At 61.7% G+C, this 22,522-nt stretch carries 24 protein-coding genes; 9 read left to right on the top strand and 15 right to left on the bottom strand.

Annotated elements, in window-relative coordinates; all coding sequences use genetic code 11:
• Positions 1–21: 21 nt before the first annotated feature.
• Genes VNT00_RS06280 through VNT00_RS06265 form a run of 4 tightly spaced genes read right to left on the bottom strand, consistent with a single transcriptional unit; the run spans position 22 to position 3,434 of the window.
• Positions 22–951, bottom strand: a complete 930-nt coding sequence (locus VNT00_RS06280; protein ID WP_325585598.1) for a 3-hydroxyacyl-CoA dehydrogenase family protein — start codon at positions 949–951, stop codon at positions 22–24.
• Positions 952–961: 10 nt separating this feature from the next.
• Positions 962–1,765 (bottom strand): SDR family NAD(P)-dependent oxidoreductase, encoded by an 804-nt coding sequence (locus tag VNT00_RS06275; protein WP_325585596.1) that lies wholly within the window; start codon positions 1,763–1,765, stop codon positions 962–964.
• A 54-nt stretch (positions 1,766–1,819) separates the two neighbouring features.
• On the bottom strand, positions 1,820–2,608 hold the full coding sequence (locus VNT00_RS06270) for a cyclase family protein (RefSeq protein ID WP_325585595.1): 789 nt from the start codon (positions 2,606–2,608) through the stop codon (positions 1,820–1,822).
• 16 nt (positions 2,609–2,624) lie between these two features.
• Positions 2,625–3,434, bottom strand: a complete 810-nt coding sequence (locus tag VNT00_RS06265; RefSeq protein ID WP_325585593.1) for a cyclase family protein — start codon at positions 3,432–3,434, stop codon at positions 2,625–2,627.
• A gap of 292 nt (positions 3,435–3,726) precedes the next feature.
• Between VNT00_RS06265 and VNT00_RS06260 the strand changes: the two genes are divergently transcribed.
• Positions 3,727–4,152 carry an OsmC family protein gene (locus VNT00_RS06260; protein ID WP_325585591.1) on the top strand — a complete coding sequence of 142 codons (426 nt, stop codon included), beginning with the start codon at positions 3,727–3,729 and terminating at the stop codon, positions 4,150–4,152.
• A gap of 220 nt (positions 4,153–4,372) precedes the next feature.
• Positions 4,373–5,023, top strand: coding sequence for a DNA oxidative demethylase AlkB (alkB, locus tag VNT00_RS06255; protein WP_325585589.1), 651 nt, complete (start codon positions 4,373–4,375; stop codon positions 5,021–5,023).
• 44 nt (positions 5,024–5,067) lie between these two features.
• Here alkB and VNT00_RS06250 read toward each other — a convergent pair whose 3' ends face one another.
• Positions 5,068–5,958: a LysR family transcriptional regulator gene (locus tag VNT00_RS06250; protein WP_325585587.1), complete on the bottom strand. Its 891-nt coding sequence runs from the start codon at positions 5,956–5,958 to the stop codon at positions 5,068–5,070.
• A 211-nt stretch (positions 5,959–6,169) separates the two neighbouring features.
• On the opposite strand from VNT00_RS06250, the gene VNT00_RS06245 reads away from it, so the two are divergent.
• The 6 genes from VNT00_RS06245 to VNT00_RS06220 are packed head-to-tail and all read left to right on the top strand — an operon-like array spanning position 6,170 to position 12,059.
• Positions 6,170–7,120, top strand: a complete 951-nt coding sequence (locus VNT00_RS06245) for a dioxygenase family protein (protein WP_325585586.1) — start codon at positions 6,170–6,172, stop codon at positions 7,118–7,120.
• A gap of 44 nt (positions 7,121–7,164) precedes the next feature.
• A complete protein-coding gene (gene mhpD, locus VNT00_RS06240) occupies positions 7,165–7,974 on the top strand; it encodes a 2-keto-4-pentenoate hydratase (RefSeq protein WP_325585584.1) in 810 nt (269 codons plus the stop codon).
• Entirely contained in the window at positions 7,971–8,738 is a 768-nt protein-coding gene (locus VNT00_RS06235) for a 2-keto-4-pentenoate hydratase (protein WP_325585582.1), read from the top strand. The genes mhpD and VNT00_RS06235 overlap by 4 nt, the downstream gene beginning before the upstream one ends.
• Positions 8,739–8,785: 47 nt before the next feature.
• Positions 8,786–9,745, top strand: coding sequence for an acetaldehyde dehydrogenase (acetylating) (locus VNT00_RS06230; protein ID WP_325585580.1), 960 nt, complete (start codon positions 8,786–8,788; stop codon positions 9,743–9,745).
• Positions 9,745–10,788, top strand: a complete 1,044-nt coding sequence (dmpG, locus tag VNT00_RS06225; RefSeq protein ID WP_325585578.1) for a 4-hydroxy-2-oxovalerate aldolase — start codon at positions 9,745–9,747, stop codon at positions 10,786–10,788. Before VNT00_RS06230 ends, dmpG begins: the two co-directional genes overlap by 1 nt.
• 47 nt (positions 10,789–10,835) lie before the next feature.
• Positions 10,836–12,059: an ABC transporter substrate-binding protein gene (locus VNT00_RS06220; RefSeq protein ID WP_414650896.1), complete on the top strand. Its 1,224-nt coding sequence runs from the start codon at positions 10,836–10,838 to the stop codon at positions 12,057–12,059.
• Positions 12,060–12,085: 26 nt separating this feature from the next.
• On the opposite strand, the gene VNT00_RS06215 is transcribed toward VNT00_RS06220, so the two are convergent.
• Entirely contained in the window at positions 12,086–12,622 is a 537-nt protein-coding gene (locus VNT00_RS06215; protein WP_325585574.1) for a MarR family winged helix-turn-helix transcriptional regulator, read from the bottom strand.
• Between the two features lie 31 nt (positions 12,623–12,653).
• Positions 12,654–13,685: an aromatic ring-hydroxylating dioxygenase subunit alpha gene (locus VNT00_RS06210; RefSeq protein WP_325585572.1), complete on the bottom strand. Its 1,032-nt coding sequence runs from the start codon at positions 13,683–13,685 to the stop codon at positions 12,654–12,656.
• Between the two features lie 292 nt (positions 13,686–13,977).
• Between VNT00_RS06210 and VNT00_RS06205 the strand changes: the two genes are divergently transcribed.
• Positions 13,978–14,211, top strand: a complete 234-nt coding sequence (locus tag VNT00_RS06205) for a putative signal transducing protein (RefSeq protein ID WP_325585570.1) — start codon at positions 13,978–13,980, stop codon at positions 14,209–14,211.
• Between the two features lie 12 nt (positions 14,212–14,223).
• Here the strand turns inward: VNT00_RS06205 and VNT00_RS06200 are convergent, their stop codons facing one another.
• The 8 genes from VNT00_RS06200 to VNT00_RS06165 form a co-directional block, all read right to left on the bottom strand.
• Positions 14,224–14,550 carry a hypothetical protein gene (locus tag VNT00_RS06200; RefSeq protein WP_325585568.1) on the bottom strand — a complete coding sequence of 109 codons (327 nt, stop codon included), beginning with the start codon at positions 14,548–14,550 and terminating at the stop codon, positions 14,224–14,226.
• 159 nt (positions 14,551–14,709) lie between these two features.
• Positions 14,710–15,612 carry a helix-turn-helix domain-containing protein gene (locus VNT00_RS06195; protein WP_325585566.1) on the bottom strand — a complete coding sequence of 301 codons (903 nt, stop codon included), beginning with the start codon at positions 15,610–15,612 and terminating at the stop codon, positions 14,710–14,712.
• Between the two features lie 47 nt (positions 15,613–15,659).
• The gene (locus tag VNT00_RS06190; RefSeq protein ID WP_325585564.1) at positions 15,660–16,343 is read right to left on the bottom strand and encodes an orotate phosphoribosyltransferase; all 684 of its coding nucleotides are present in this window, start codon (positions 16,341–16,343) and stop codon (positions 15,660–15,662) included.
• Between the two features lie 2 nt (positions 16,344–16,345).
• A complete protein-coding gene (gene aspA / locus VNT00_RS06185; RefSeq protein WP_325585562.1) occupies positions 16,346–17,794 on the bottom strand; it encodes an aspartate ammonia-lyase in 1,449 nt (482 codons plus the stop codon).
• A gap of 57 nt (positions 17,795–17,851) precedes the next feature.
• Positions 17,852–19,147, bottom strand: coding sequence for a hydantoinase/carbamoylase family amidase (locus VNT00_RS06180; protein WP_325585560.1), 1,296 nt, complete (start codon positions 19,145–19,147; stop codon positions 17,852–17,854).
• A 38-nt stretch (positions 19,148–19,185) separates the two neighbouring features.
• Positions 19,186–20,136 carry a dihydroorotate dehydrogenase gene (locus tag VNT00_RS06175; RefSeq protein ID WP_325585558.1) on the bottom strand — a complete coding sequence of 317 codons (951 nt, stop codon included), beginning with the start codon at positions 20,134–20,136 and terminating at the stop codon, positions 19,186–19,188.
• The gene (locus VNT00_RS06170) at positions 20,129–20,899 is read right to left on the bottom strand and encodes a dihydroorotate dehydrogenase electron transfer subunit (protein WP_325585556.1); all 771 of its coding nucleotides are present in this window, start codon (positions 20,897–20,899) and stop codon (positions 20,129–20,131) included. The genes VNT00_RS06175 and VNT00_RS06170 overlap by 8 nt, the downstream gene beginning before the upstream one ends.
• A gap of 164 nt (positions 20,900–21,063) precedes the next feature.
• Positions 21,064–22,305: an MFS transporter gene (locus VNT00_RS06165; RefSeq protein ID WP_325585554.1), complete on the bottom strand. Its 1,242-nt coding sequence runs from the start codon at positions 22,303–22,305 to the stop codon at positions 21,064–21,066.
• Positions 22,306–22,522: the final 217 nt, after the last annotated feature.

The following is a 22,522-nucleotide window of genomic DNA, read 5'->3' as shown; positions in this document are numbered from 1 at the left end:
TTGCCGCGCAATCCGTAGTTTTCAGGATTGATTCCTGGCTGCCAAACGGGCCCTGGCATTAACGGCCAGACAGGTATCCAGACGCTCTTTGGTTTGTGCCGCCTCCTCGGGAGACCACGAGCGAAACCCCATCCCCGCCTTCATACCCGTTTCGCCGTTCTTCACCTTGTTCTCGAGGTAGGGATGGGGGCCTGCCGTGCGATCCAGGTCGTGAATAAGCACATTGTGTATTGCCAACGTAAGATCCAGGCCAACCAGGTCGGATTGCTCCAGTGGGCCCAATACCGCCAGCCTGGCTCCAAAGCCCTCCTTCACTACGCGATCCAATGTCTCCGCACTGCAAACTCCGTCTGCAACCAGGGCGATGGCCTCGCGCTTTAACGCATGTTGAAGGCGATTTCCGATGAATCCGGGAATATCACGCAAAACATGTACAGGCGACATGCCTACGCCCTCAAGCAAGGCCATGACTTTCTCAATACACTCCGCATCGGTGCATTGAGCTTGCACGACCTCCACTAAAGGAACCAGGTGTGGAGGATTCCAGAAGTGAGTACCCAGCACCCGGCCCGGCGCCTTCAGGTCGCGCGCAATCGAGGCAATCGGGATCGCAGAGGTATTGGTGGCAAGTATGCAGCCGGGCGGCGACAGCGCTTCCAGTTGCGCAAAGACTTTGCGCTTGAGGTCGAGGTTTTCAGGCACAGCCTCGATAACCATACAAGCCTGGGAGACGGCCTGGGCCATATCTCCGGTGCATTGCAAGCCATCCAGGCGAACAGGCTGTTGCAGCAACTCGAATATTTCCCTGATGACGAAGGGAGCTTTTGCCAGGGACTGCTCGTCAAGATCGTAAAGCGCAACCTTATAGCCAGCCGCGCAGAAAATCTGGGCGATGCCGCAACCCATGCGGCCTGCCCCCAATACAGCAACAACGCAGTTGGAATCGTTCATGATAGCGATATCATGCTGCGGTATAGCCGCCATCAACATACATGATCTGGCCCGTGCAGAACGTCGACGCGGGGCTCAACAAGTAGATGGCCATCCCGATAAGATCCTCGACTTCACCGAGGCGTCCCGTGGGAATCCTGGATAACGAACGCGCTCGAGTCTGCTGACCGATCTCGTTGTCACCGTACATCCATTCAGTGAGTTTCGAGCGAAAGACTGTAGGTGCAATGGCGTTGACGGTAATACCATATTTGGCCCATTCCACCGCCAGGACTCGCGTCAGTCCATCGGTTGCGGATTTGGAAGCGCAATAGCCGCCATAGCCCGAATAGTTGCCATGCCTGCCGCGCACGGAGGACATCAACAACACCTTACCCTTGCGCTTTTCTGCGATCCAATACGAGCCCACAGCCTTGCACAAGAACCAGGGTCCCCGCACGTTTGCGTCCATGACCGACTGCCAATCTTCGTAGCTTTGATCCTGGATGAAGCCTGGCTTGTTGAAACCAGAAGCCACCACCATCATATCGACGCTGCCAAAGACATCAATCGCCCTGTCGAGCATCGCTTGGGCATCTTCAAGCGTATCCGGACGGCGAGCAATGCAGGTAACCTTGGCGCCCAAGCTTTCCGCCTCGGCCGCCACTGCATCCAGTTCGGTCTGCGAGCCGGACGCCAGAACCAGATTGGCCCCTAACGATGCCAGTGCCAGGGCCACGCCTCGGCCAAAAGAACCTGAGGCACCTGTAATCAATGCTGTTTTTCCGGCAACGTCGAACAATTGCGCGGGATTCCTGAGTACATCCGAAATCATTTTTTTGCTTCCAAAAGGTATTGAAGAGATTGTTGACCCTGAAGATCAATCGGATTACTGGCCTGTCTCGAACCGAAATTTCTGCTCGGGGTCGATTACCGCCACAACACGAATGCCGCATCCTTCGCCTTCGAACCAACGGAATGGGAAGCACATGAACGTGCATCGTTTCCCGGTGATTTTGTCCAGATCACCGCCCACGTTTTCAATGCCGGGAATACCGGCTGTCAGCATGACCTTGTGCGCCGGTTCCCATAACGGGAAATCGTCCAGCAGCGGATGCCCCTTTTCCTTGGCGTATTCTTTTTCGAGCCAGGGATGGGAAGGGCCGGTACCGTGCGAAACAAGTTTGGTTCCTAGAGGGTGGTCGAGCGCCTGCACATCGATGCCAACCAGCTTGACCTGCTTGTCGACAAGCCACTGGGCGGCATCTTTATATAGACCGGGGGAGTAGGCAAAGTAGTCATCGTTATCTCCCCAGTAGTGATGCGCGCCAGTGTTGATCATGACGATATCGTTGGGCCGGATCTTGGGCGTAGCGGCCTCCAGATCGTCGGCCGTAATGACGCCCCACTTTTCCTTGGGAATGGAAACCGCAACACCGGTGCCAAAGAATTTATACAGTTCGAAATCGGTTATGTAGGGCGTATTTTCCAGCACATGGATTGGAGCGTCCATATGGGTGCCACGGTGCATGCTGGCTTCGATTTCCTTGACCGATACGCCGTCTTTAGCGTGGAACTGAAGCGTGCGCACATTCAGAGAGGCGGACGACGGCCACTCAGGCATGCCATGCCCCCACTGCTGGCTAAGATTGAAATACTGCAAGGTTTCGGTACTCATTTGGATGCTCCCGGCATTATTTGTTGTTTCCAGATTCGATGCGGCACTTTCCGCTATCGTCCAGCATAGCGACAAAGCGCACGACACACGCATCGCCCTCGCCCCAGTTCCAGGGCATGGCGTGGAAAGTGCAGCGTTTACCCAATACGGAATCGACGTCGCCACCAACGTTTTCTATGGTCGGGATACCCGCGCCAAGCAGTGTTTTGTGCGCGATGTTCCAGTCCGGGAAATCATCCAGCACCTGACGTCCCGTTTCCGCAAGATACTCAGGGGCTAGATACTTGATTTGCGGCCCATTGCGATGCGGGGCAAGCGAAGTAGCCAAGGGGTGGTCGACAGCCGCGGTATCAACAGCAACCAGCTTGACTTTACGATCCACAAGCCATTGCGCAGCATCCGCGGACAAGCCCGGCGCGTAGCCAAAATACTCTTTGCTGTCGGCATAATGTCGATGCCACCCGGTCACAATGACCACGATATCGTGTTCGCGCACTTTCGGCTTCGCGTTCTCCAGATCCCGTTTCGTAACGAGTTCCCACTTGCCTTTGGGAATATCCAGTACGGCGCCATTGCCAAAAAAATTGTCCAGCGGCAACTTGCCGACACCCATGCCGCCCTGAACCAGATGCAGAGGGGCGTTGACATGAGTCGAGACATGCATCGTCGCCTTGTAGATCTGTGTCATGACGCCATGTTTGGCATGGTTTACAACCTTGTGAATCTTGATGTCGTCGAAGCCGGGCCAGGTCGGAGCGTTATACCCCCAGCGATGACTGAGTTCGACAAGTTTTAATCCGCTAATGGGATCAGTTACTGCGTTCATGAAAACGGTCTCCTTGATGCACAATTGCAGCGCGTAGAACAAATAAATCCGCGGTTATGCTGTGATGTGGAGACACTATGAAGGCGCGTCATTAGTGGGTCAATTGGCCATTTTTCATGCGGGGTTTCCGTTGAGTTATACCGCCTAGGCCAATCGGAAAAGAGCCAGGCCACTCCACCTTGCCACGCCAGCCACCCTTCCAATAACATGGCTATGTACCCTGCCTACCCAAAAACAATGCTATGAATAGTGCTTCATCCCAACAACGCAGTCTCACAGTCAAGGAGCAGCCATGAGCAAGAAAGCATCGGCGGTATGGAAAGGCGGGATCAAGGATGGCGGCGGCACCATCTCTACGGAAACCGGCGTGTTGAACAACGCGCCGTACGGGTTCAAGTCGCGGTTCGAGGATGGCAAGGGGACCAACCCCGAGGAGCTGATCGCGGCCGCGCATGCGGGCTGCTTTTCGATGGCGCTTTCGTTGATGCTGGGCAATGCGGGCTTCACCCCGGACAAGATCGACACGCAAGCGGCGGTCACCCTGGTTTCGAATGCCGGCGGCTTTGAAATCACGGAAAGCCATCTGACCGTGACGGCCAGGATCCCCGGCATCGACAACGCCAAGTTCCAGGAGATCGCCGGTCAGGCCAAGGCCGGCTGCCCGGTCTCCAAGGTGCTGAACGCCAAGATCACCATGGATGCCAAGCTGGAATCCTAGACGGCAGGCTTTCGATATGCCGCTGAACGGTGTGCCGCCTCTGGGCAAGAACACCGCCGCCAAGAGCTGAAACGCGGCCCTTCCTGGGCACATAGCCAAGGCAACCTGGGTATCGGACCAACACTCCCCCGGGCCAATCCCAAGCAAGCATCCAACTCGCGTGGGGTGCCGGTTTCATCTGCCTGCGCCATATGACGGCGGCGCAGGCTATAGTTGACCCATGAACCTGGATCTCTTTCCTTGCGAAAGCCCTACTGCCCACAGCGAAGCCATCGGGCCTTGCGCCTATGTGCTGCGCGGCTTCGCGCTGCCGAACGCGGAAGTGCTGGTCGCCGCCATCGGCGAACTGGAGCGCCGCGCTCCGTTTCGGCACATGACGACGCCGGGCGGCTTTGCCATGTCGGCGGCATTGACCAACTGCGGCCGGCTGGGCTGGACGACCGACAGGCGCGGCTATCGCTACACGACCAACGACCCCGAGACGGGACTGCCCTGGCCCGCGATGCCGGAAATGTTCACCCGCCTTGCCCACGATGCGGCGACGCAGGCGGGATTCGCGGATTTCACGCCCGATGCCTGCCTGATCAACCGTTATGAGTCCGGAGCGCGCATGTCCCTGCACCAGGACAAGAACGAGCGCGACTTCGCCGCGCCCATTGTCTCGGTGTCGCTGGGCATGCCGGCTATCTTCCTGTTCGGCGGTCATGCACGCAGCGACAAGGCAGCCCGCATCCCTTTGCTGCACGGCGACGTGGTGGTCTGGGGCGGTGAAGACCGCCTGCGCTATCATGGCGTGCTGCCGCTCAAGGACAAGCCGCATCCGCTGCTGGGCAGCCGGCGCATCAATTTCACGTTCCGTAAGGCCGGATGAGATGTGCCAAGGCCCACCCGGCCCGATAGAGCCGATGGAAGCTATCAATCCTTCGCCGAAAACTGCCTGACCTGGGTCAAAAACGCCTGGAGTATGGGCGAGGTGTCGTGGCGGCGGTACATGCAGCACAGCTCGATGTCGCGCAGGGCCCGGGATTTCAGCGGCTTGTACACGAGATTGGGCAGACGCAGCGTTTCGGCCGACTGGGTGGTAATACAGACGCCGAAGTTGCTGGCCACCAGGGCGAGGCAGGTGACGATGTCCTCGCTGTCCTGCTCGACGCGGAAGCGCACGCCCTCGGCGCGAAAGGCCGCGGCGATTTCCTGGCCCAGCCCGTACAGGGGCGCGTTGGGGTAGACCACCATGGGCTCGTCGTCCAGATCCTGCAGGGAAACCGAGTCCTGAGCACAAAGCCGATGGCCTTTGTACAGCGCCACCAGAAAGGGCTCGCGCAGCACGACCTCGACCGCCAGGTCTTCTTCGTCCGGCACCAGGCGATTGAAACCGATGGAAATGCGCCGTTCGCGCAGGGCCACGATCTGCTGGGCCTTGGTCATGTTGTACAGGCCGATCTTGACCTTGGGGCTGCGCTTGTGAAAGCCGCCCAGGATGCGGGGAATGGCATTGAGCACGCCCGAACTGAAAAAGCCTACGTCGAGCCGCCCGATGAAGCCTTCCTGGGCCAGTTGGGCCCTTTCCTCGGCCCGCTGGGTCAAGGCCAGGATATTGGGGACTTCCTCCAGCAGCGCCCGGCCCGACTCGGTCAGTTCGGCGCCCTTGGGCGTGCGCACGAAAAGCGCCACGCCCAGCTCGTCCTCGAGCGCCTTGATGTGCCGGGTCAGCGGCGGCTGGGTAATGTGCAGCTTTTCCGCGGCCCGCCCGAAATTCAATTCGTGCGCCAGCATCAGGAAATAGCGCATCTGCTTGATGTCCATGCGTCCCTCGATCCCCCAAAAAGGTACTGGCTAGATAATACCGATTCGGTATCGAGTTATCAAAATTCAGTATTGGACGGCATGGCTTTGCCGATGCCATGATAGACGACGCGGTGCACTTCCCTCCCTCCAGACAAAAGCATCCGCCGGGGACACGGAACGGCGAAAATCACCGGCCGCAAACCTACTATAGATACGCGAAGAGGCAGCCATGATCATTACCCGCCAACAAGACGTTACCGAAGCCGTGCTCGGCGAACTCGAACGCGCGCCCGACGAACGCTTTCGCGAAATCATGTCGGCGGCGGTGCGCCACCTGCACGACTTTGCCCGCGAAGTGAACCTTACCGAGGCGGAATTCCACAAGGCCTGCACCTATATAGCCAAGCTGGGTCAGATGACCACCGACTCTCACAACGAAGTCGTGCTGGCCGCGGGCTCGCTGGGCCTTTCCTCGCTGGTCTGTCTGCTGAACAACGGCGACAATGGGCAAACCGACACCACGGCCAACCTCATGGGGCCGTTCTGGCGCATGGAATCGCCCCGCGCCCAGAACGGCGAGTCCATCGTGCGCGGCCCGACTCCGGGGGAACCCATTTTCGTGCGGGCCTGGGTTCACGACCGCGAAGGCCGGCCCGTGGCCGGCGCGGAAGTGGACGTCTGGCATACCTCGGCCGAAGGGTTTTATGAAAACCAGGATCCTGGGCAGGCCAATATGAACCTGCGCGGCAAGTTCACCACCGACGAAAACGGCCATATCGCGTTCCGCAGCGTCAAGCCCGCGGGCTACCCCATTCCCATCGGCGGCCCCGTCGGCGAGCTGCTGCGCGCACAGGGACGGCACAATATGCGCCCGGCCCACATCCACTTCATGATCTACAAACCAGGCTACAAAACGCAGTTCTCGCAGGTGTATTCCAGCGACGACCCCAACCTGGACACCGATGTGCAGTTCGGCGTGACCCGCGCCCTGGTGGGTGAATACGTGCTGCACGAGAACCAGCCGGCGCCCTATGGCGATATACAAGGGCCGTGGTATTCGCTGGACTACCACTTCACCATCGAACCCGGCCAGGCCACCCTGCCCAAGCCGCCCATCACCGGCAAGGCCGAAGGCCCGCGCCCCCAGCTCCAGATTCTCAAACGCACGGAACCGGCCTGAAGGCCCCAAACTGCGCCTCGTCATGGCTTACAAGGAAACCCTGCATGAATCACGATGAAATCGAAGCGGCAGCCGCCGCGCTGCGCGAAGCTGCCCGCACGCGGCAAGGCATCGCGCCGCTGCGCACCACCTACCCGAACTTGACCATCGACTCGGCCTACGCCATCCAGGCTCTTAACACCCAGCAGCGCCTCAAGGAAGAAGGCCGGCGCGTCATCGGCCGCAAGATCGGCCTGACCTCGCTGGCCGTCCAGAAGCAATTGGGCGTGAACCAGCCCGATTTCGGCGTGCTGTTCGACGACATGGGCTACGGCGACCGCGAACCCATTCCCGCCTCGGCGCTGCTGCAGCCCAAGGTCGAAGCGGAAATCGCCTTCGTCATGGGCGCCGACCTGAATGTCGCCAATCCCGGCCAGCTCGACGTACTCAACGCCATCGACTACGCCCTGCCCGCCATTGAAATCGTAGGCAGCCGCATCGCCAACTGGGACATCCGCATTACCGACACCATTGCCGACAATGCCTCGTCGGGCGCCTTCGTGCTGGGCGGCACACCGCGCAAGCTGTCGGAGTTCGACCTGCGCCTGTGCGGCATGGTCATGGAACACAACGGCGAGCCCGTATCGGTGGGCGCCGGCGCGGCCTGCCTGGGCCATCCGCTGAATGCGGTCGTCTGGCTGGCCCGCACCCTGGCCAGGCTCAATACCCCCTTGCGCAAGGGCGACCTGGTGCTGTCGGGAGCCCTGGGCCCCATGGCGGCGGTCAAGCCGGGCGACGTCTTCGAAGCCCGCATCAACGGGCTGGGCTCGGTCGCAGCCGTTTTTGAACACGATACCAACGAGGCGCAACCATGAAGGCCCTGAACGACTACGCCGTCCTGCTCGACGATGCCGCGCACCATGCTCGCGAGGTCCCGCAGTTCGACACCGAAAGCCGGCTGTCGCTGGATGACGCCTACGCCATCCAGGCCGCCTCGATCCAGCGGCGCCTGGCGCGGGGCGAACGCCGCGTCGGCGTCAAGATGGGCTTCACCAGCCGCGCCAAGATGCTGCAGATGGGGCTTTCCGACGTCATCTGGGGCCGGCTGACCGACGCCATGCAGATCGAGGAAGGCAGCTCCATCGACCTGTCGCGCTATGTCCACCCGCGCGTCGAACCGGAACTGGCTTTCTTCCTGAAAAAGCCGCTGGCCGGCAAGGTGACCGGCCCCGAAGCGCTGGCCGCCGTCGAAGCCATCGCCCCCGCGCTGGAAATCATCGACTCGCGCTACAAGGATTTCAAGTTCACCCTGCCCGAAGTCATTGCCGACAACGCCTCGTCCAGCAGCTTCGTCATCGGCGCCTGGCGCGACCCGGCCATCGACTTCGGCAATCTGGGGCTTACCTTGAACATCGATGGGCGCGCCGTCCAGGTCGGCTCCACTGCCGCCCTGCTGGGCCACCCCCTGCGCTCGCTCATTGCCGCCGCGCGCGTGGCGGAACAGGCGGGCGAGCCGCTGCAAGCCGGCTGGATAGTCATGGCCGGCGGAGCCACCCCGGCCGAATGGATCAAGCCGGGGCAATACATATCCATCGACATGGAGCAACTGGGCCGGGCCGGTTTTCACACACAAGACTGAACTGCCTGCACACACGGAACCACCGCGACCCGATTCTGGAGCATTCAATGAACGACAAAGTAAAAGTGGCCATCGTCGGCCCCGGCAATATCGGCACCGACCTCATGATCAAGGTCATGCGCAACAGCAAGCACCTGGAAATGGGCGCCATGGTGGGCGTCGACCCAGCGTCGGACGGCCTGGCGCGCGCGCAGCGGCTGGGCGTCGCCACCACCGCCGAAGGCCTGGACGGCCTGCTCAAGCTCGACGTCTTTCCGGAAATCGACATTGTGTTCGATGCCACTTCGGCGGGCGCGCATGCCCGCCACAACCAGGTGCTGCAGGAGCACGGCGTCCAGGTCATCGACCTGACCCCCGCCGCCATCGGCCCCTACGTCATCCCGGCCATCAACCTCGAAGCCGAAAACGCCGGCAATATGAACATGGTCACCTGCGGCGGGCAGGCCACCATTCCCATGGTGGCGGCCGTATCGCGCGTGGCCAAGGTGCACTACGCCGAAATCGTCGCCTCCATCGCCAGCAAGTCGGCAGGCCCCGGCACGCGCGCCAACATCGACGAATTCACCGAAACCACGCGCAGCGCCATCGAGAAGCTGGGCGGCGCCGAACGCGGCAAGGCCGTCATCATCCTCAATCCGGCCGAGCCGCCGCTCATCATGCGCGACACGGTCTTCGTGCTGTCCGAGCTTGCGGACCAGGCCCAGGTGGAGGAAAGCATAGAAAAAATGGTGGCCGCCGTGCAGGCCTACGTGCCGGGCTACCGCCTGAAGCAGCAGGTGCAATTCGACGTCATCGATCCTGCCAGGCCTCTCAATGTGCCGGGCATAGGCTTGCGCCACGGGCTGAAAACCTCGATCTACCTGGAAGTCGAAGGCGCCGCCCACTACCTGCCCTCTTACGCAGGCAACTTGGACATCATGACTTCCGCCGCCCTGGCCTGCGGCGACCTGATGGCCCGCCGGCGCCAGGAGTCCGGCCTTTCACGCGCACGCAAGGAGGCCGTGTAATGGCCGCGAATAAAAAACTCTATATTTCCGACGTCACCCTGCGCGACGGCAGCCACGCCATCCGCCACCAATACAGCGTCGAAAACGTCAAGGCCATCGCCACCGCGCTCGACCAGGCCGGCGTCGACAGCCTGGAAGTCGCCCATGGCGACGGACTCGAAGGCTCGAGCTTCAATTACGGCTTCGGCGCGCACAGCGACGTGGAGTGGATCGAGGCCGCCGCCGAATGCGTCAAGCAGGCGAAAATCGCCACCCTGCTGCTGCCCGGCATCGGCACCACGCATGACCTGCGCCGCGCCTTCGACGCGGGCGCGCGCGTCGTGCGGGTCGCCACGCACTGCACCGAAGCGGACGTCTCGCGCCAGCATCTCGAATACGCCCGCGAACTGGGCATGGACCCCGTTGGCTTCCTCATGATGAGCCACATGACCACGCCCGCCAACCTGGCCAGGCAGGCCAAGCTCATGGAAGACTACGGCGCCACCTGCGTGTACGTGGTCGATTCGGGCGGCGCGCTGGGCATGAACGACGTGCGCGACCGCTTCCGCGCCTTCAAGGATGTGCTCAAGCCCGAGACCCAGACCGGCATGCATGCCCACCACAACCTGAGCCTGGGCGTGGCCAATTCCATCGTGGCCGTCGAGGAAAGCTGCGACCGCATCGACGCCAGCCTTGCCGGCATGGGCGCCGGCGCCGGCAATGCACCGCTGGAAGTCTTTATTGCCGCGGCCGAACGCCTGGGCTGGAACCATGGCTGCGATCTTTACAAACTCATGGACGCCGCCGACGATCTGGTGCGTCCGCTGCAGGACAGGCCGGTGCGGGTCGATCGCGAAACCCTGGCCCTGGGCTATGCCGGCGTGTACTCCAGCTTCCTGCGCCACGCCGAAGTCGCCGCCGCCAAATACGGCCTGAAGACCGTGGACATCCTGGTGGAACTGGGCCGGCGCAAGATGGTGGGCGGCCAGGAAGACATGATCGTCGACGTGGCGCTCGACCTGCTTGCCGCCCAATCCCCCGAAACCCAGCTGAAATCCGCATAAGGAGGACTGCCCGCCATTCAACTTTCTTTGCGACATGCTCACGGTCGATGTATCGACTACGGCAATCCAAAAACAAACATTCCCTGGAGAAGACATTGAAAAAAGCATTATTGACGGCATTGGCCACCGCGTGCCTGGCCACGACACCCCTGGCGAGCCATGCCGCCGAACCGTTCAAGATCGGCCTGATCATTCCCATGACGGGCCCCTTCGCCTCGACCGGCAAGCAGGTCGAAGCCGCCGCCCGGCTGTATATGCAGCAGAACGGCGACAAAGTGGACGGCCGCCAGATCCAGCTCATCGTCAAGGACGATGGCGGCATCCAGCCTGAAACCACCAAGCGCCTGGCGCAAGAGCTTGTCGTGCAGGAAAAGGTCAATGTCATTGCCGGTTTCGGCCTGACGCCGCTCGCCTTTGCCGCGGCGCCCATCGCCACGCAATCCAAGACGCCCATGGTCGTGATGGCGGCGGGCACGTCGTCCATCATGCAGAAGTCGCCATATATCGTGCGCACCTCCATGACATTGCCCCAGACCACCGCGCCCCTGGCCGACTGGGCGGCCAAAAACCCTAACTCCCACATCAAGTCGGTCGTGACGCTGGTATCCGATTTCGGACCGGGCCACGATGCCGAGAAGGTCTTCACCAAACGCTTCACGGAAGGCGGCGGCAAGATCCTGGGCAATCTGCGCATCCCGCAGCAGAACCCCGACTTCTCGCCGTTTTTGCAGCGTGTCAAAGACCTGAAGCCCGATGCGGTCTTCGTCTTCGTTCCCTCCGGCCAGGGCAGTACGCTGATGAAGCAGTTCGCACAGCGCGGGCTGGCCGCCGCGGGCATCAAGCTGATCGCCACCGGCGACGTGCTGGACGACGACCTGCTGCCCAGCATGGGCGACGAGGCGCTGGGCATCATCACTTCCCAGCACTACTCGACCGCCCACGACTCGCCCGAGAACAAGGCCTATGTCGCCGCGTTCAGAAAGCTTACCAATAACAGCATGCGGCCCAACTTCATGTCGGTGGGCGGCTATGACGGCATGCATCTTATTTATGCGGCGCTGAAAAAAGCCGGCCCCAACGCCACGGGCGACCAGCTCCTGGCGGCCATGAAGGGCGCCAGCTGGACGAGCCCGCGCGGCCCCATGAGCATCGACCCGCAAACCCGCGACGTCGTGCAGAACGTGTATATCCGCAAGGCCGAGAAGGTCGACGGCCAGATCTACAACGTGGAATTCGACAAGATCGAGCACTTCAAGGATCCAGGCGTCTAAACCTGCTTCCCGCCGCGTCCCGCTGGCTATTTGTTGCCTTTCCGGGACGCGCCGAGCGCCGCCTGCGGCAGGGCGCGCCGGCCGGTCACATGCGCGGCGTCATCGTCGGGCGACGCGCCTTCGGCGTTCACGAAGTCGCGCAAAAGGCGCAGGAACAGTTCCTGTTCGTCCGGCGCAAGCCGGGCAAGCAGCTGGTTCTTCATGTTCTGGATGCCGCCCTGCATACCTTCCAGCACCTCCTGGCCGGCGCGGGTCAGGGACAAACGCCGCTGGCGGCGCTTTTCGATGTAAAGCTCGCGCACGATAAGACCCTTGGCCTCGAGCCGAACCGCAGTCTCGGCGGTAGTCGAGTTGTCCAGGGCCACCAGCTTGGCCAGCGTAACCTGGTCGATGCCGGGGTTTTCATCCAGCGCCACCAGCAAGGCGTATTGCAGAGGCGTCAGGCTGTCGCGGCCGACATTGTCGTAGAACGACGCCACCACGATCTGCTGGGCGCGGCGCAGCAAATGCCCGGGGTGGTCATTCAATTCATGGGGGATACGCTGCGCTGCGGTCATGGGCATGGAACAGCTTGCTTGTGAAATGACAACGTGGCTATGGCAAGGCGGGAGCGCGCTCGCGCTGTTCGTCGGCCATCATGGCCTGCAGCACGCGCCGCCCGCGTATGGGGCCGCTATCCACGGCGATGGCGGTCTGGACGGGATTATCGCACTCATCGGGCGTCAGCGCCGACTGCTGCAGTTCGACCACCACCTTGTCCTCGTTGTGCGTTGCGTCCACGGCCTCCTGGATATAGCGCGTAAGGAACTCGTCGTCCTGGCGGAAATTGCGCACGAACGCCCAGAAATAATGCGTGGAGCTTGCGGTTTCGGGCGTGGCCAGGTGCATGACGCAGCCCGTGATCTCGCCCAGGCCGTCGCCTTCGTGCAGCGCCCGGCAGCCGACCTCGATCACGCAGATCGACGGCGCGTGGTAATTGACCGTATGCCAGCGGTGAATGGGCTTGGCGTACTTGCCCAGGTAGGTGTAGAACGGCGGCGCCATGGCGCCCACGACATCGCGGTGCACGCGCACGACGCTGCCCTGCTGGGACACCTCGATGGGGGACTCGGCCACGGCCGCATTGCCTATGGTCCGTCCATGCACGAAAGCCACGTGCGAAAGATCGAGCAGGTTGTCGTTGAGCAGGCGATAGTCGGCGTTCAAATGGCAATAGCCCTGGCTGGGGATCCAGTCGGGGTGGTTCAGCCGGCCCATGTCCGGAACAAGGCCCGGATCGGCCAGTGAGGGATCGCCCATCCATATCCATAACAGCCGATCGCGCTCGACGACGGGAAACGACCGGACACAGGCCGAGGCGGGGATTTTTTCCTGGCCCGGAATGCGCGTGCACTGCCCTTGCCCATTGAACGCCATGCCGTGGTACCCACAGACGACCTGATCGTTTTCCACATAACCGAAAGAAAGCGGCAGCCGCCGGTGGGCGCAGCGGTCTTCCAAAGCGGCGACGGTATCGTCGCCGCGGCGATACAGCACAACGGCTTTCCCCAGGAATTTGCGGGCCAGCAGCCCGCCTTGGACTTCGGAAGAAAAAGCCGCCACATACCAAGCATTTTCAGGCCACATCGTTCAGTCTCCAGAGTGCATGACAATGGTGAATTCCATTACGTATACGTAATGGAAAGTGTAGACAAGGGCGGCTTTTTGGGCAAGCACGATTTGCCCAGCGTTTACCCTTAAGAAACGCGCGGACCAGCCGCCGTGCCCGTTTGCCACGCGGTCTGGCCGGAAACGATTGGAAGAATTACATGGCGCCTACGGGCCAAATGGGGGATGATGTGCTTGCGCAAGGACACGCAATGCGGCACGCCGACGCAGAAGGATGCGCCCGGCGCGCCCCGGCTCAAGGAAACCCGCTATGGAAATGACACCCGTCTACACGCCGCAATCGCCAAGCGAAGCAACGGTGATCGCGGCGCTCATGGATGCGCACAATATCCGGTATGTCATGCAGGGGCAGGCTTTCGGGTCGATGTATCCGGGGCCTCTGTCGGTCAGCCTGAACGAAAGCATATTGCTGGTGGCCCATGAAGATGCCGAGCTTGCGCGCGAGCTGCTGGAGCCCTTCATCCGGGACGGCGTCAGGCCCTGACCGGCGGCCTTGCTAGAACGCGTCGACCTTCCATTCGTAGTCGACGGCCACTTCGCCCAGAATGCGCAGGCGTTCGTCGGCGCTCTTTTCCAGTGCCTCTTGCAGCCGCTTGTTGAAGCCTTCCAGCGTCGACTTGGCGCGATCCGCGAAATCGGGATCGACGGCCTGGTCTTCGTACTTGATGACGTAGGTCTGAGCCGCGACGCCCACCACGAAATACAGGCCCGCATTCTGCGGATCGGACTTCATGAGGTTGAACGCCTCTTTGTAGAAGATTTTGAATGAGTCGCTACCCGACTCTGAACGCTCAAAACGTTGCGCAATTTCTTTAAACGTCATTTCGTGACAGCTCCACATCAAAACGGGATCGGAATGCCGGCAGGATCCCCCATTGGAACCTGGCTGGCGCAAGCACCGGACGGCATCGAAAAACCAAAAAAATTACAGTAACACAAGCGGCCGGCGCCACCAAACACGCAGCCCCGCCGGCCGGCGGAATCAAAGCCTAGCCAGCAACTGGCGCAAATGGGCGGCGCCCGTCTTGCCTTTGTACGCTCCTTTCCAAAGCCTGGAAATCATTCCCTCGTAGACCTTCAGAGCCTCCGGCGCCGCGGTGATCGTGGCGATGCCATTGCGCACATTGGGCAGCGCGCCCATGTGGAAAGGGCTGACCGCCAATATCTTGTGCTTGGCCCCGACGAAGATCTGGTAGGTCGAGGAAGGCATGGAATCGTCGACCAGGCCGATCTGCACGTTCAAAGGCTCGCTTTCCATGAGGTCGGCCATGCGGCTTACCTCGTGGCGCGCGGCTTTGCGGCGCTCGGTCCGCACACTCGCCGGCAGGTTGGTACGTCCGACCAGGCCTATTTGCATGAAATGCTCGAGCTCCTGCAGGCCGATCAGGCTCAGCACGTGAGGATGGCGCTCTTCGAACGAATGCTTGCGCTCGATGATGAGCCGGATGACCTCATCGACTTCTTTGGACTTGAGCACCCCGCCGACCTGGGCCGGCGTGGCTTCGAGCAGCATGGTGCGCAGATGCTCCAGATAGCTGTCGGAAGTCAGCAGCAGTGAGATGGGTTCGAAATGCGCGAAGATACGCTCTGAAGCCCGCTCGATCTGGTGCATGCGTTCGAAAAAGCCCCAGGCGTTGGCGTAGTATTCGACTTCGACGCCCAGCAGCGAGGCGATGGAGGTGCCCAACAGATGGGCCAGCCGCTCGAGCATCTCGATCTTGACGATCTCGCCTTTTTCCATGCGGTAGACTGCCGCGCGCGAAACGCCAAGGCGCTCGGCGACGTCTTCGGCCTGAAGCGAAGCGCCGATGCGGTAGGCGCGCAGGCGGTCGCCCAAAGACACATAGTCCACCGACGACTTGAATCTTTTGATACTGGCGTCCATTTTCCCTTACCTTTCTTTCTTGTTCGACCGCATAGGCGCCAGTCCGCTTATTTATCGTAATGGTAGGCCGCGATTCCACCATGGGCCTGCGACCACCCCGCCGGATCGTCCAGGAATTCGGCCAGTTCTTTCAGTGCCGCGGCATCCAGGCGGCCCTGCTCGCGCGCCACGGCAAGCACGTCGCGCCAGGTGGCCAGCGCGTGCACGCGCAGCTTCAGGGCATCCAGGATATGACGGTTGGGAAACGCCGCGTAATCGAAGACGACGAACAAGTCCTCGACCACCGCGCCGGCGGCGGCAAGCGCCTTGCAGAACGCCACCTTGGACTGGCCCGCGGCCATCAGGTCGTCCACCATCAACACCTTGTCGCCCGGCTTGACCACGCCCACGATGCGGGTCTGCCCCGCCTGCTTCTTGCGCACGTATTCCAGCGGCAGGTCGAGCGCCTCGGCCATCCAGGCCGCCAGCGCGATGCCGCTGGCCTCGCCGCCGGCTACCGAGACGACATCCTGCAACGCGCCCTGGTCGCGCAGCAATTGCAAACCCCGGGCGACCAGGTCGCGGCGCACGGCGGGAAAGGAAATGAGGCGGCGGCAGTCCATGTACACGGGACTGGCCCATCCGGACGGCAGCCGGAAGGGCTCGTCCCGGCGCGCCATGACGCAACCCGTATCGAACAGCGCCGCGGCAACCGCGCGGCCGCACTCACTCGGCGAGAAAGCGTCTGTCATGATCAGGAGTTCTCCTTGGATGCGGCGCTCGCCGCAGCACCGGCATGTTTGTCGTAAGCCCAGGGCTGGGTCAGGACTTCGTGGCGCAAAGCCTCGTCAAGCTGGACCGGCGTCATCAGCTTGCGCTCCAGCACCACTTCGCGCACGCTCGTCCCCTTGGCATAGGCCTCGGCCGCCACCGAAGTTGCCGCTTCGTAGCCGATGTAGGGGTTCAAGGCCGTGACCAGGGAAATCGAGTTTTCCATATTGGAAAGCAGCTTCTCGCGATTGGCCGTGATTCCCTTGATACACAAGTCGGCCAGGGTATAGCAGCCGCTGGTCAAGTACTTGAAACTGCGGAACAGCGCGTGGGTGATGATGGGCTCGAAGGCGTTGAGCTGCAATTGCCCGCCCTCGGCGGCGAAGGTGACGGTCAGGTCGTTGCCGAACACTTCGAAGGCTATCTGGTTGACCACTTCGGGAATAACGGGGTTGACCTTGCCCGGCATGATCGACGAGCCGGCCTGCATGGGCGGCAGGTTGATTTCGCCGAAGCCGGCGCGCGGGCCGCTGGAAAGCAGGCGCAAGTCGTTGCAGATCTTGGACAGCTTGACGGCAATGCGCTTGAGCACCCCCGACAATTGCACAAAGGCGCCGCAGTCCTGCGTGGCCTCGATCAGGTTCGGCGCCGTGATCAGCTCGATGCCCGTAATGCGCTTCAGGGCTTCCAGCGCCTTGGCCGCGTAGGCGGGGTGGGCGGTGATGCCGGTGCCGATGGCCGTTGCGCCAAGATTGATTTCGTGGATGAGCAATTCGGCTTCGCGCAGGCGGGACATGTCTTCTTCCAGCATCAGCGCGTAGGTAGAGAATTCCTGCCCCAGTGTCATGGGCACGGCGTCCTGCAGCTGCGTGCGGCCTATCTTGAGCATGTCGGCGAACTCCAGCGCCTTGGCCGCGAATTCGCCACGCAAATGCTCCATGGCTTCCAGCAGGCGATGAATGCCCAGGCAGGTGGCAATGCGTATGGCCGTGGGATACACATCGTTGGTGCTTTGCGCCATGTTCACATCCTCGTTCGGATGCAGGAACTGGTATTCGCCGCGCTGATGGCCCATGATTTCCAGCGCGCGGTTGCAAATGACCTCGTTGGCGTTCATGTTGGTGGAGGTCCCCGCCCCGCCCTGGATGACGTCGACCACGAACTGGTCTTCCAGGGCGCCCTGGCGGATTTCCTCGCAGGCCGCCACAATGGCCTTGTATTTGTCGACCGGCAGCAGTCCCAACCCGTAGTTGGCCTCGGCCGCGGCCTCTTTCACGGCGGCCAGCGCGAACACCAGTTGCGGATACGCCGATACCGGAATGCCGGAAATCTGGAAGTTCTCTTTGGCTCTTAGTGTGTGCACCCCGTAATAAACATCGGCGGGAACCTCGCGGTTTCCGAGTAAATCGTGTTCGGTACGAAACAGCTTCATATATCCTCTTGTCCGATTAGGGCCTGTCAATACTGAAAAGAGCCGTACCCACCGGCCCTATCCGTCTTTCGCACTGGAGGAGGCCACCGCCTTGGCCTGCGGCAGTTCGTCGAGCGCGTCGCTCAAAACTTGAACGCCCAGCATGAAGTCATCGATCTCCATGGCTTCCTGGGGATTATGAGACCCGTTCTGGTTGCGCACAAACAGCATGCCGCTTGGAATGCCGGCATTGGCGAACAGCGACGCATCGTGGCCGGCCCCGCTGGGAATCACCTCGAAAGGAATATTCTCTTGGGAGCAGGCGTTCGACAGCACCTTGCAGATGCCGTCGTCCATGGTCGCCGGCTCGCTGAGCAGGCGGCGGTCGAACTCGAAGCGCACGCCGCGCTCTCGGCTGATTGCCGTGCACTCGGCGCGCATCAGCTGATAGAACGCCTCCAGCGTATCGGTGCTTTTGCTACGGGCCTCAATACTGAAGTTTACTCGCCCCGGAATGCGGGAAATGGAATGCTCGGCCGGATCGGTGTTGACCACGCCGGCGGTCACCACCAGGTCGGTGCCCCGCTCGAGCAGAACGCGCCAGTGCTCGTCCAGGCGCATGATGAGGTCGGCCACCGCGAACATGGCGTCGTGGCGCAGCCAGCGCGGCACCACGCCCGAATGCTGGGCGTCGCCCAGGCAAACCACATGATTGTGGCGGATATTGCCGCGTATGCCCGAAACCACGGCCAGGGGCAGCTCGCGCGCCACCATGACCGGGCCCTGCTCGATGTGCACTTCCAGATAGGCCTTGACGCGGGCGGTGTCGAACAGCACCTCGCCAGCGCGCACCGCGGCCACGTCGGCCCCGGCCTTTTCCATGTACTCGGCCAGCGTGGCGCCCGTGGCGCGCTGGGTCAGGGCCAGGTCGGCCTCGCTAAGCTTGCCCAGCAAGGCGCTGGAGCCCATGTAGGCCTTGCCGAACCAGGCGCTTTCTTCGCCCCGGAAAGCCACGGTTTCCAATGGCAAGGGGTCGCTGCGGCCTTCGCGCTGGCGCGCAATGAGGCACAGCAGCCCCGCCACGACCCCGGCCAGGCCATCGTAATTGCCGCCCTGCGGCACCGAGTCGATATGCGAGCCCACCCATGCCACGGCGCTGGCGGCCTTGGTGCCGGGACGGCGGAACACCAGGTTGGCGGCGCGGTCGGCCTCGACCTCCAGCCCTTCGGAAAGCGCCAGATCGCGCAGGTAGTCGCCGGCGGCGGACTCGCCCTTGCCAAAGCTTTCACGCGTGACGCCCACGCCGTCGAACGTCAATTCGCGTATATCTGCGAAGATTTTTTCCGCCAGAGACCGGAACTGGAGAAGATTCATGATGGCCGCCTCCCTGGGGCCTGTTGAAACCAAAAAACCTAACCCGACTGCTGGGCGAAACGCAGCCAGCGATCCGACAACTGGCGATCCAGCTTGACCTGGCCGGTCAAGGCGTGGATGTCCTCGACGCCCATTTCCCGGCATAAATCATGCAGGCCGTCGATGATCTTCTGCATGATGCCCGGGTCGATGAACGACGCCGTGCCGACCTGAACCGCGCTGGCGCCGGCCAGCATGAATTCCACCACGTCCTCGGCCGTGCGGATGCCGCCGCAGCCGATGATGGGAATGCGCACGCTGCGATAGCACTGATGCACCATCCGCACGGCGATCGGCTTGATGGCCGGACCCGACAGGCCGCCCATGACGTTGCCCAGCTTGGGCTTGCGTGTGCGCACGTCGATCGACATGCCCAGCACGGTGTTGCCCATGACGATGGCGTCGGCGCCCGCTTCCTCGGCGGCCTTGGCCACCGCCGCCACATTCGAGGCATTGGGTGTAAGCTTGGCCCAGAACGGGTGATGGGTGTTGCGGCGGATGGCGCTGACCACCTTGTAGGTGGAATCCACGTCCATGGCGAAGGCCATGCCGTCCGCTTCGAGGTTGGGGCAGGAAATATTGGCTTCGATCACCGCCACCTCGGGCAGCGACATGGTGGCGACGGCCTCGGCGAATTCGTCGACCGTATCGGCCGAAATGGACACGACCACCGGAGTGCCGAATTTGGTATAGGGCGGCAACACCTTGCTGCGGTAGTAATCCAGCCCCTTGCTGGGAATGCCGATGGAATTGAGCATGCCGCTAGGAGTTTCCGCCACGCGCGGCGTGGGGTTGCCGGCGCGGCTCTTGGGGGAAACGCTTTTGATGACCAGGGCGCCCAGATTGCCGAAATCCAGCGCCTCGCTGTATTCGATGGCAAAACATCCCGACGCGGGCATGACGGGGTTGCGCAGGCACAAATCGCCCACCCTGACTTTAAGATTAGCCAAACTCCACCTCCCCGACCACGTCGCGTATGGAAAACACCGGACCTTCGCGGCATACGCGCAGAAACTGCTTGTCGCCCTCGATATCGAACATGCGGACACAGGACAGGCACACGCCCATGCCGCAGGCCATGCGCTGTTCCATGGCCACCTCGCCCCGCGTTTGCGGGTAGTCCTGCAGCACGCGCTGCAGCAGCATGAGCAGCCGATGCGAACCGCAGGTATAGACAACGTCGTGGGGGTTTTCGTCGAGCAGGCGGCGCACCAGCGCTTCCACGGCCTCGACCGACGACGTGCCGTCGCTGTCGTAGACGCAATGCACCTGGGCAGGCACGCCCCGCAGGAATTCGTCGCGCATCAGGTCCTTGGGCTCGCGGGCCGACATGATGGCGGTGATCTCGATGCCCGCGCCGGCCGCGTATTGCAGCAGCGGGGCCATGGTGGCCAGCCCGACGCCGCGCGCCAGCACCAGGATGCGCTTGAACTGGGGTTCCAGGACGAAGGTGTTGCCCAGCGGGCCGACGATTTCCATGAAATCGCCCACCCCAAGGGAGGACATGGCCAGGGTGCCAACACCCGTGACGTTGTACAGGAATTCGATGGTGCCGGGTTCGGGCCCGACCCCATAGACGCTCATGGGGCGCAGCAGGAACGGCTGCTGCGTATCGGTAACCGGGCACTTAAGCTGATAAAACTGGCCTGGACGGGTTGCCCCCGCCAGGTCGGACTGCGCCGAAAGGCGCAAATACTTGTATCTATCATTCACCCAGCGATGCTCGACTACCTCACACCGATGGGATGCCACGTTCTCCGCGTTCCGATGAAAACAAGCCTTATCGGTCATGGAGTTTCCTCACTCAAAAATACAGCCGCCGGAAGGCGCCGGGCCTGTTGACAGGCCCCAGCCCTCCGAGATTGGACAAGACCGCTTTACTCCAGTTCCACGCCCTTGAGTTCGGGAATCAGGAATATGGTTGCAATCATGTCGATGACATAGATGGCGGCCAGCAGGGCGATGGCCGTGTGGAACGAGTACGCCGCAGCCAGGCCGCCCACGACTACCGGTCCGAAGCCGCCGACGGCCCGGCCGATATTGAACAGCGTATTCTGCGCCGTGCCGCGCGCTTCGGTGGGATAGGCTTCGGACATCAATGCGCCGTAGCCGCCCAGCATGCCGTTCACGAACACGCCCATCAAGGCGCCGCACCACAGCATGGTGATGGGGTCGGTAAGGCGCGAGTAGACCAGCACCATGATGACCGCACCGGCCTGGAACAGCAGGAAGCTGGGCTTGCGGCCGATGCGGTCGGCCAGTTGGCCGAATACCCAGATGCCGATGGCCATGCCGATGATGGTTACCGATGTCCAGACCGCCGACTTGGTCAGGTTGAAACCCATTTGCTTGGCCAGGTAGCTGGGCATCCAGATCATGATGCCGTAGTAGCCGAAGTTCTGCACCGAGCACAGAATGGCGATGCCGATACTGACCTTGGTGGTCTTGGCATCTTTGACCAGCAGCTTGAACGCCCGGCTATTGCCTTTTTTCTGGGCGCTGCGCACGAAGACTTCGGGCTCGTGCAGGCGGCTGCGGACAAACCAGGCAACCAGCGCGGGAATGACGCCCACGATGAACATGCCGCGCCAGCCGATATGCGGCAGCAGCAGCGGGGTGGCGATGGCGGCGGCCAGCACCCCGGCCTGCCAGCCCAGGGCCACATAGGACGACACGCGGCCGCGATGCTTGGCGGGCCAGGCTTCGGCGGCCAGCGCCATGCCGATACCGAACTCGCCGCCCAGGCCTATACCGGCGATGGTGCGGTACACCAGCAGATCCCAGTAGCCCTGCGCGAACGCGCACAAGCCCGTGAATACCGCGAACAGGACGATGGTCCAGGTCAGAACCCGCACCCGGCCGTAGTAGTCGCTAAGCGCGCCGAAGATGAGGCCGCCGGCAACGGCGCCGATGAGGGTCCAGGTAACCAGCGAGCCCGCCTGGCCCGGCCCCAGATGCAGTTCGGCCGAAATGGCCGACAGCATGAAGCCGAGGATCAGCAGATCGAAACCATCCATGGCATAGCCAAGGGTGGAGCCCGCCAGTGCTTTCCAGCCGTAGCTGGTGACCTTGTCCGGGTTGGCGGACACGCTCGCCGCCGAAGTTGTTCTAGCTTCCACTTTTTATCGCTCCTGTGATAGATGCTTGTTTACCCGCCGCACGCCCGGCAGACAGAGACTTCCGGAACAGCTTTGTATATATTTCGATCTTAATCTTATTTTTGAGATTTTCGCACAAAAAAATAATAAGTGGAAACCCTAGGTTACGGATTCACCCAGCCATGCCATCCATCAAAAATCCCTTAACTTTCATCAACGCGCAATTATTTTTCACCAA

Origin of the sequence: Eoetvoesiella sp. (assembly GCF_035555955.1) — a bacterium.
GTDB lineage: Bacteria > Pseudomonadota > Gammaproteobacteria > Burkholderiales > Burkholderiaceae_B > Eoetvoesia.
The sequence above is the reverse complement of the archived record's forward strand: the minus strand, read 5'-3'. Positions and strand labels throughout refer to the sequence as shown.

Bases quoted from the DNA above. Each gene is read 5' to 3' on its own strand.
- VNT00_RS06280 (WP_325585598.1), bottom strand. From the start codon at position 951: ATGAACGATTCCAACTGCGTTGTTGCTGTATTGGGGGCAGGCCGCATG.
- VNT00_RS06275 (WP_325585596.1), bottom strand. From the start codon at position 1,765: ATGATTTCGGATGTACTCAGGAATCCCGCGCAATTGTTCGACGTTGCC.
- VNT00_RS06270 (WP_325585595.1), bottom strand. From the start codon at position 2,608: ATGAGTACCGAAACCTTGCAGTATTTCAATCTTAGCCAGCAGTGGGGG.
- VNT00_RS06265 (WP_325585593.1), bottom strand. From the start codon at position 3,434: ATGAACGCAGTAACTGATCCCATTAGCGGATTAAAACTTGTCGAACTC.
- VNT00_RS06260 (WP_325585591.1), top strand. From the start codon at position 3,727: ATGAGCAAGAAAGCATCGGCGGTATGGAAAGGCGGGATCAAGGATGGC.
- alkB (WP_325585589.1), top strand. From the start codon at position 4,373: ATGAACCTGGATCTCTTTCCTTGCGAAAGCCCTACTGCCCACAGCGAA.
- VNT00_RS06250 (WP_325585587.1), bottom strand. From the start codon at position 5,958: ATGGACATCAAGCAGATGCGCTATTTCCTGATGCTGGCGCACGAATTG.
- VNT00_RS06245 (WP_325585586.1), top strand. From the start codon at position 6,170: ATGATCATTACCCGCCAACAAGACGTTACCGAAGCCGTGCTCGGCGAA.
- mhpD (WP_325585584.1), top strand. From the start codon at position 7,165: ATGAATCACGATGAAATCGAAGCGGCAGCCGCCGCGCTGCGCGAAGCT.
- VNT00_RS06235 (WP_325585582.1), top strand. From the start codon at position 7,971: ATGAAGGCCCTGAACGACTACGCCGTCCTGCTCGACGATGCCGCGCAC.
- VNT00_RS06230 (WP_325585580.1), top strand. From the start codon at position 8,786: ATGAACGACAAAGTAAAAGTGGCCATCGTCGGCCCCGGCAATATCGGC.
- dmpG (WP_325585578.1), top strand. From the start codon at position 9,745: ATGGCCGCGAATAAAAAACTCTATATTTCCGACGTCACCCTGCGCGAC.
- VNT00_RS06220 (WP_414650896.1), top strand. From the start codon at position 10,836: ATGTATCGACTACGGCAATCCAAAAACAAACATTCCCTGGAGAAGACA.
- VNT00_RS06215 (WP_325585574.1), bottom strand. From the start codon at position 12,622: ATGCCCATGACCGCAGCGCAGCGTATCCCCCATGAATTGAATGACCAC.
- VNT00_RS06210 (WP_325585572.1), bottom strand. From the start codon at position 13,685: ATGTGGCCTGAAAATGCTTGGTATGTGGCGGCTTTTTCTTCCGAAGTC.
- VNT00_RS06205 (WP_325585570.1), top strand. From the start codon at position 13,978: ATGGAAATGACACCCGTCTACACGCCGCAATCGCCAAGCGAAGCAACG.
- VNT00_RS06200 (WP_325585568.1), bottom strand. From the start codon at position 14,550: ATGACGTTTAAAGAAATTGCGCAACGTTTTGAGCGTTCAGAGTCGGGT.
- VNT00_RS06195 (WP_325585566.1), bottom strand. From the start codon at position 15,612: ATGGACGCCAGTATCAAAAGATTCAAGTCGTCGGTGGACTATGTGTCT.
- VNT00_RS06190 (WP_325585564.1), bottom strand. From the start codon at position 16,343: ATGACAGACGCTTTCTCGCCGAGTGAGTGCGGCCGCGCGGTTGCCGCG.
- aspA (WP_325585562.1), bottom strand. From the start codon at position 17,794: ATGAAGCTGTTTCGTACCGAACACGATTTACTCGGAAACCGCGAGGTT.
- VNT00_RS06180 (WP_325585560.1), bottom strand. From the start codon at position 19,147: ATGAATCTTCTCCAGTTCCGGTCTCTGGCGGAAAAAATCTTCGCAGAT.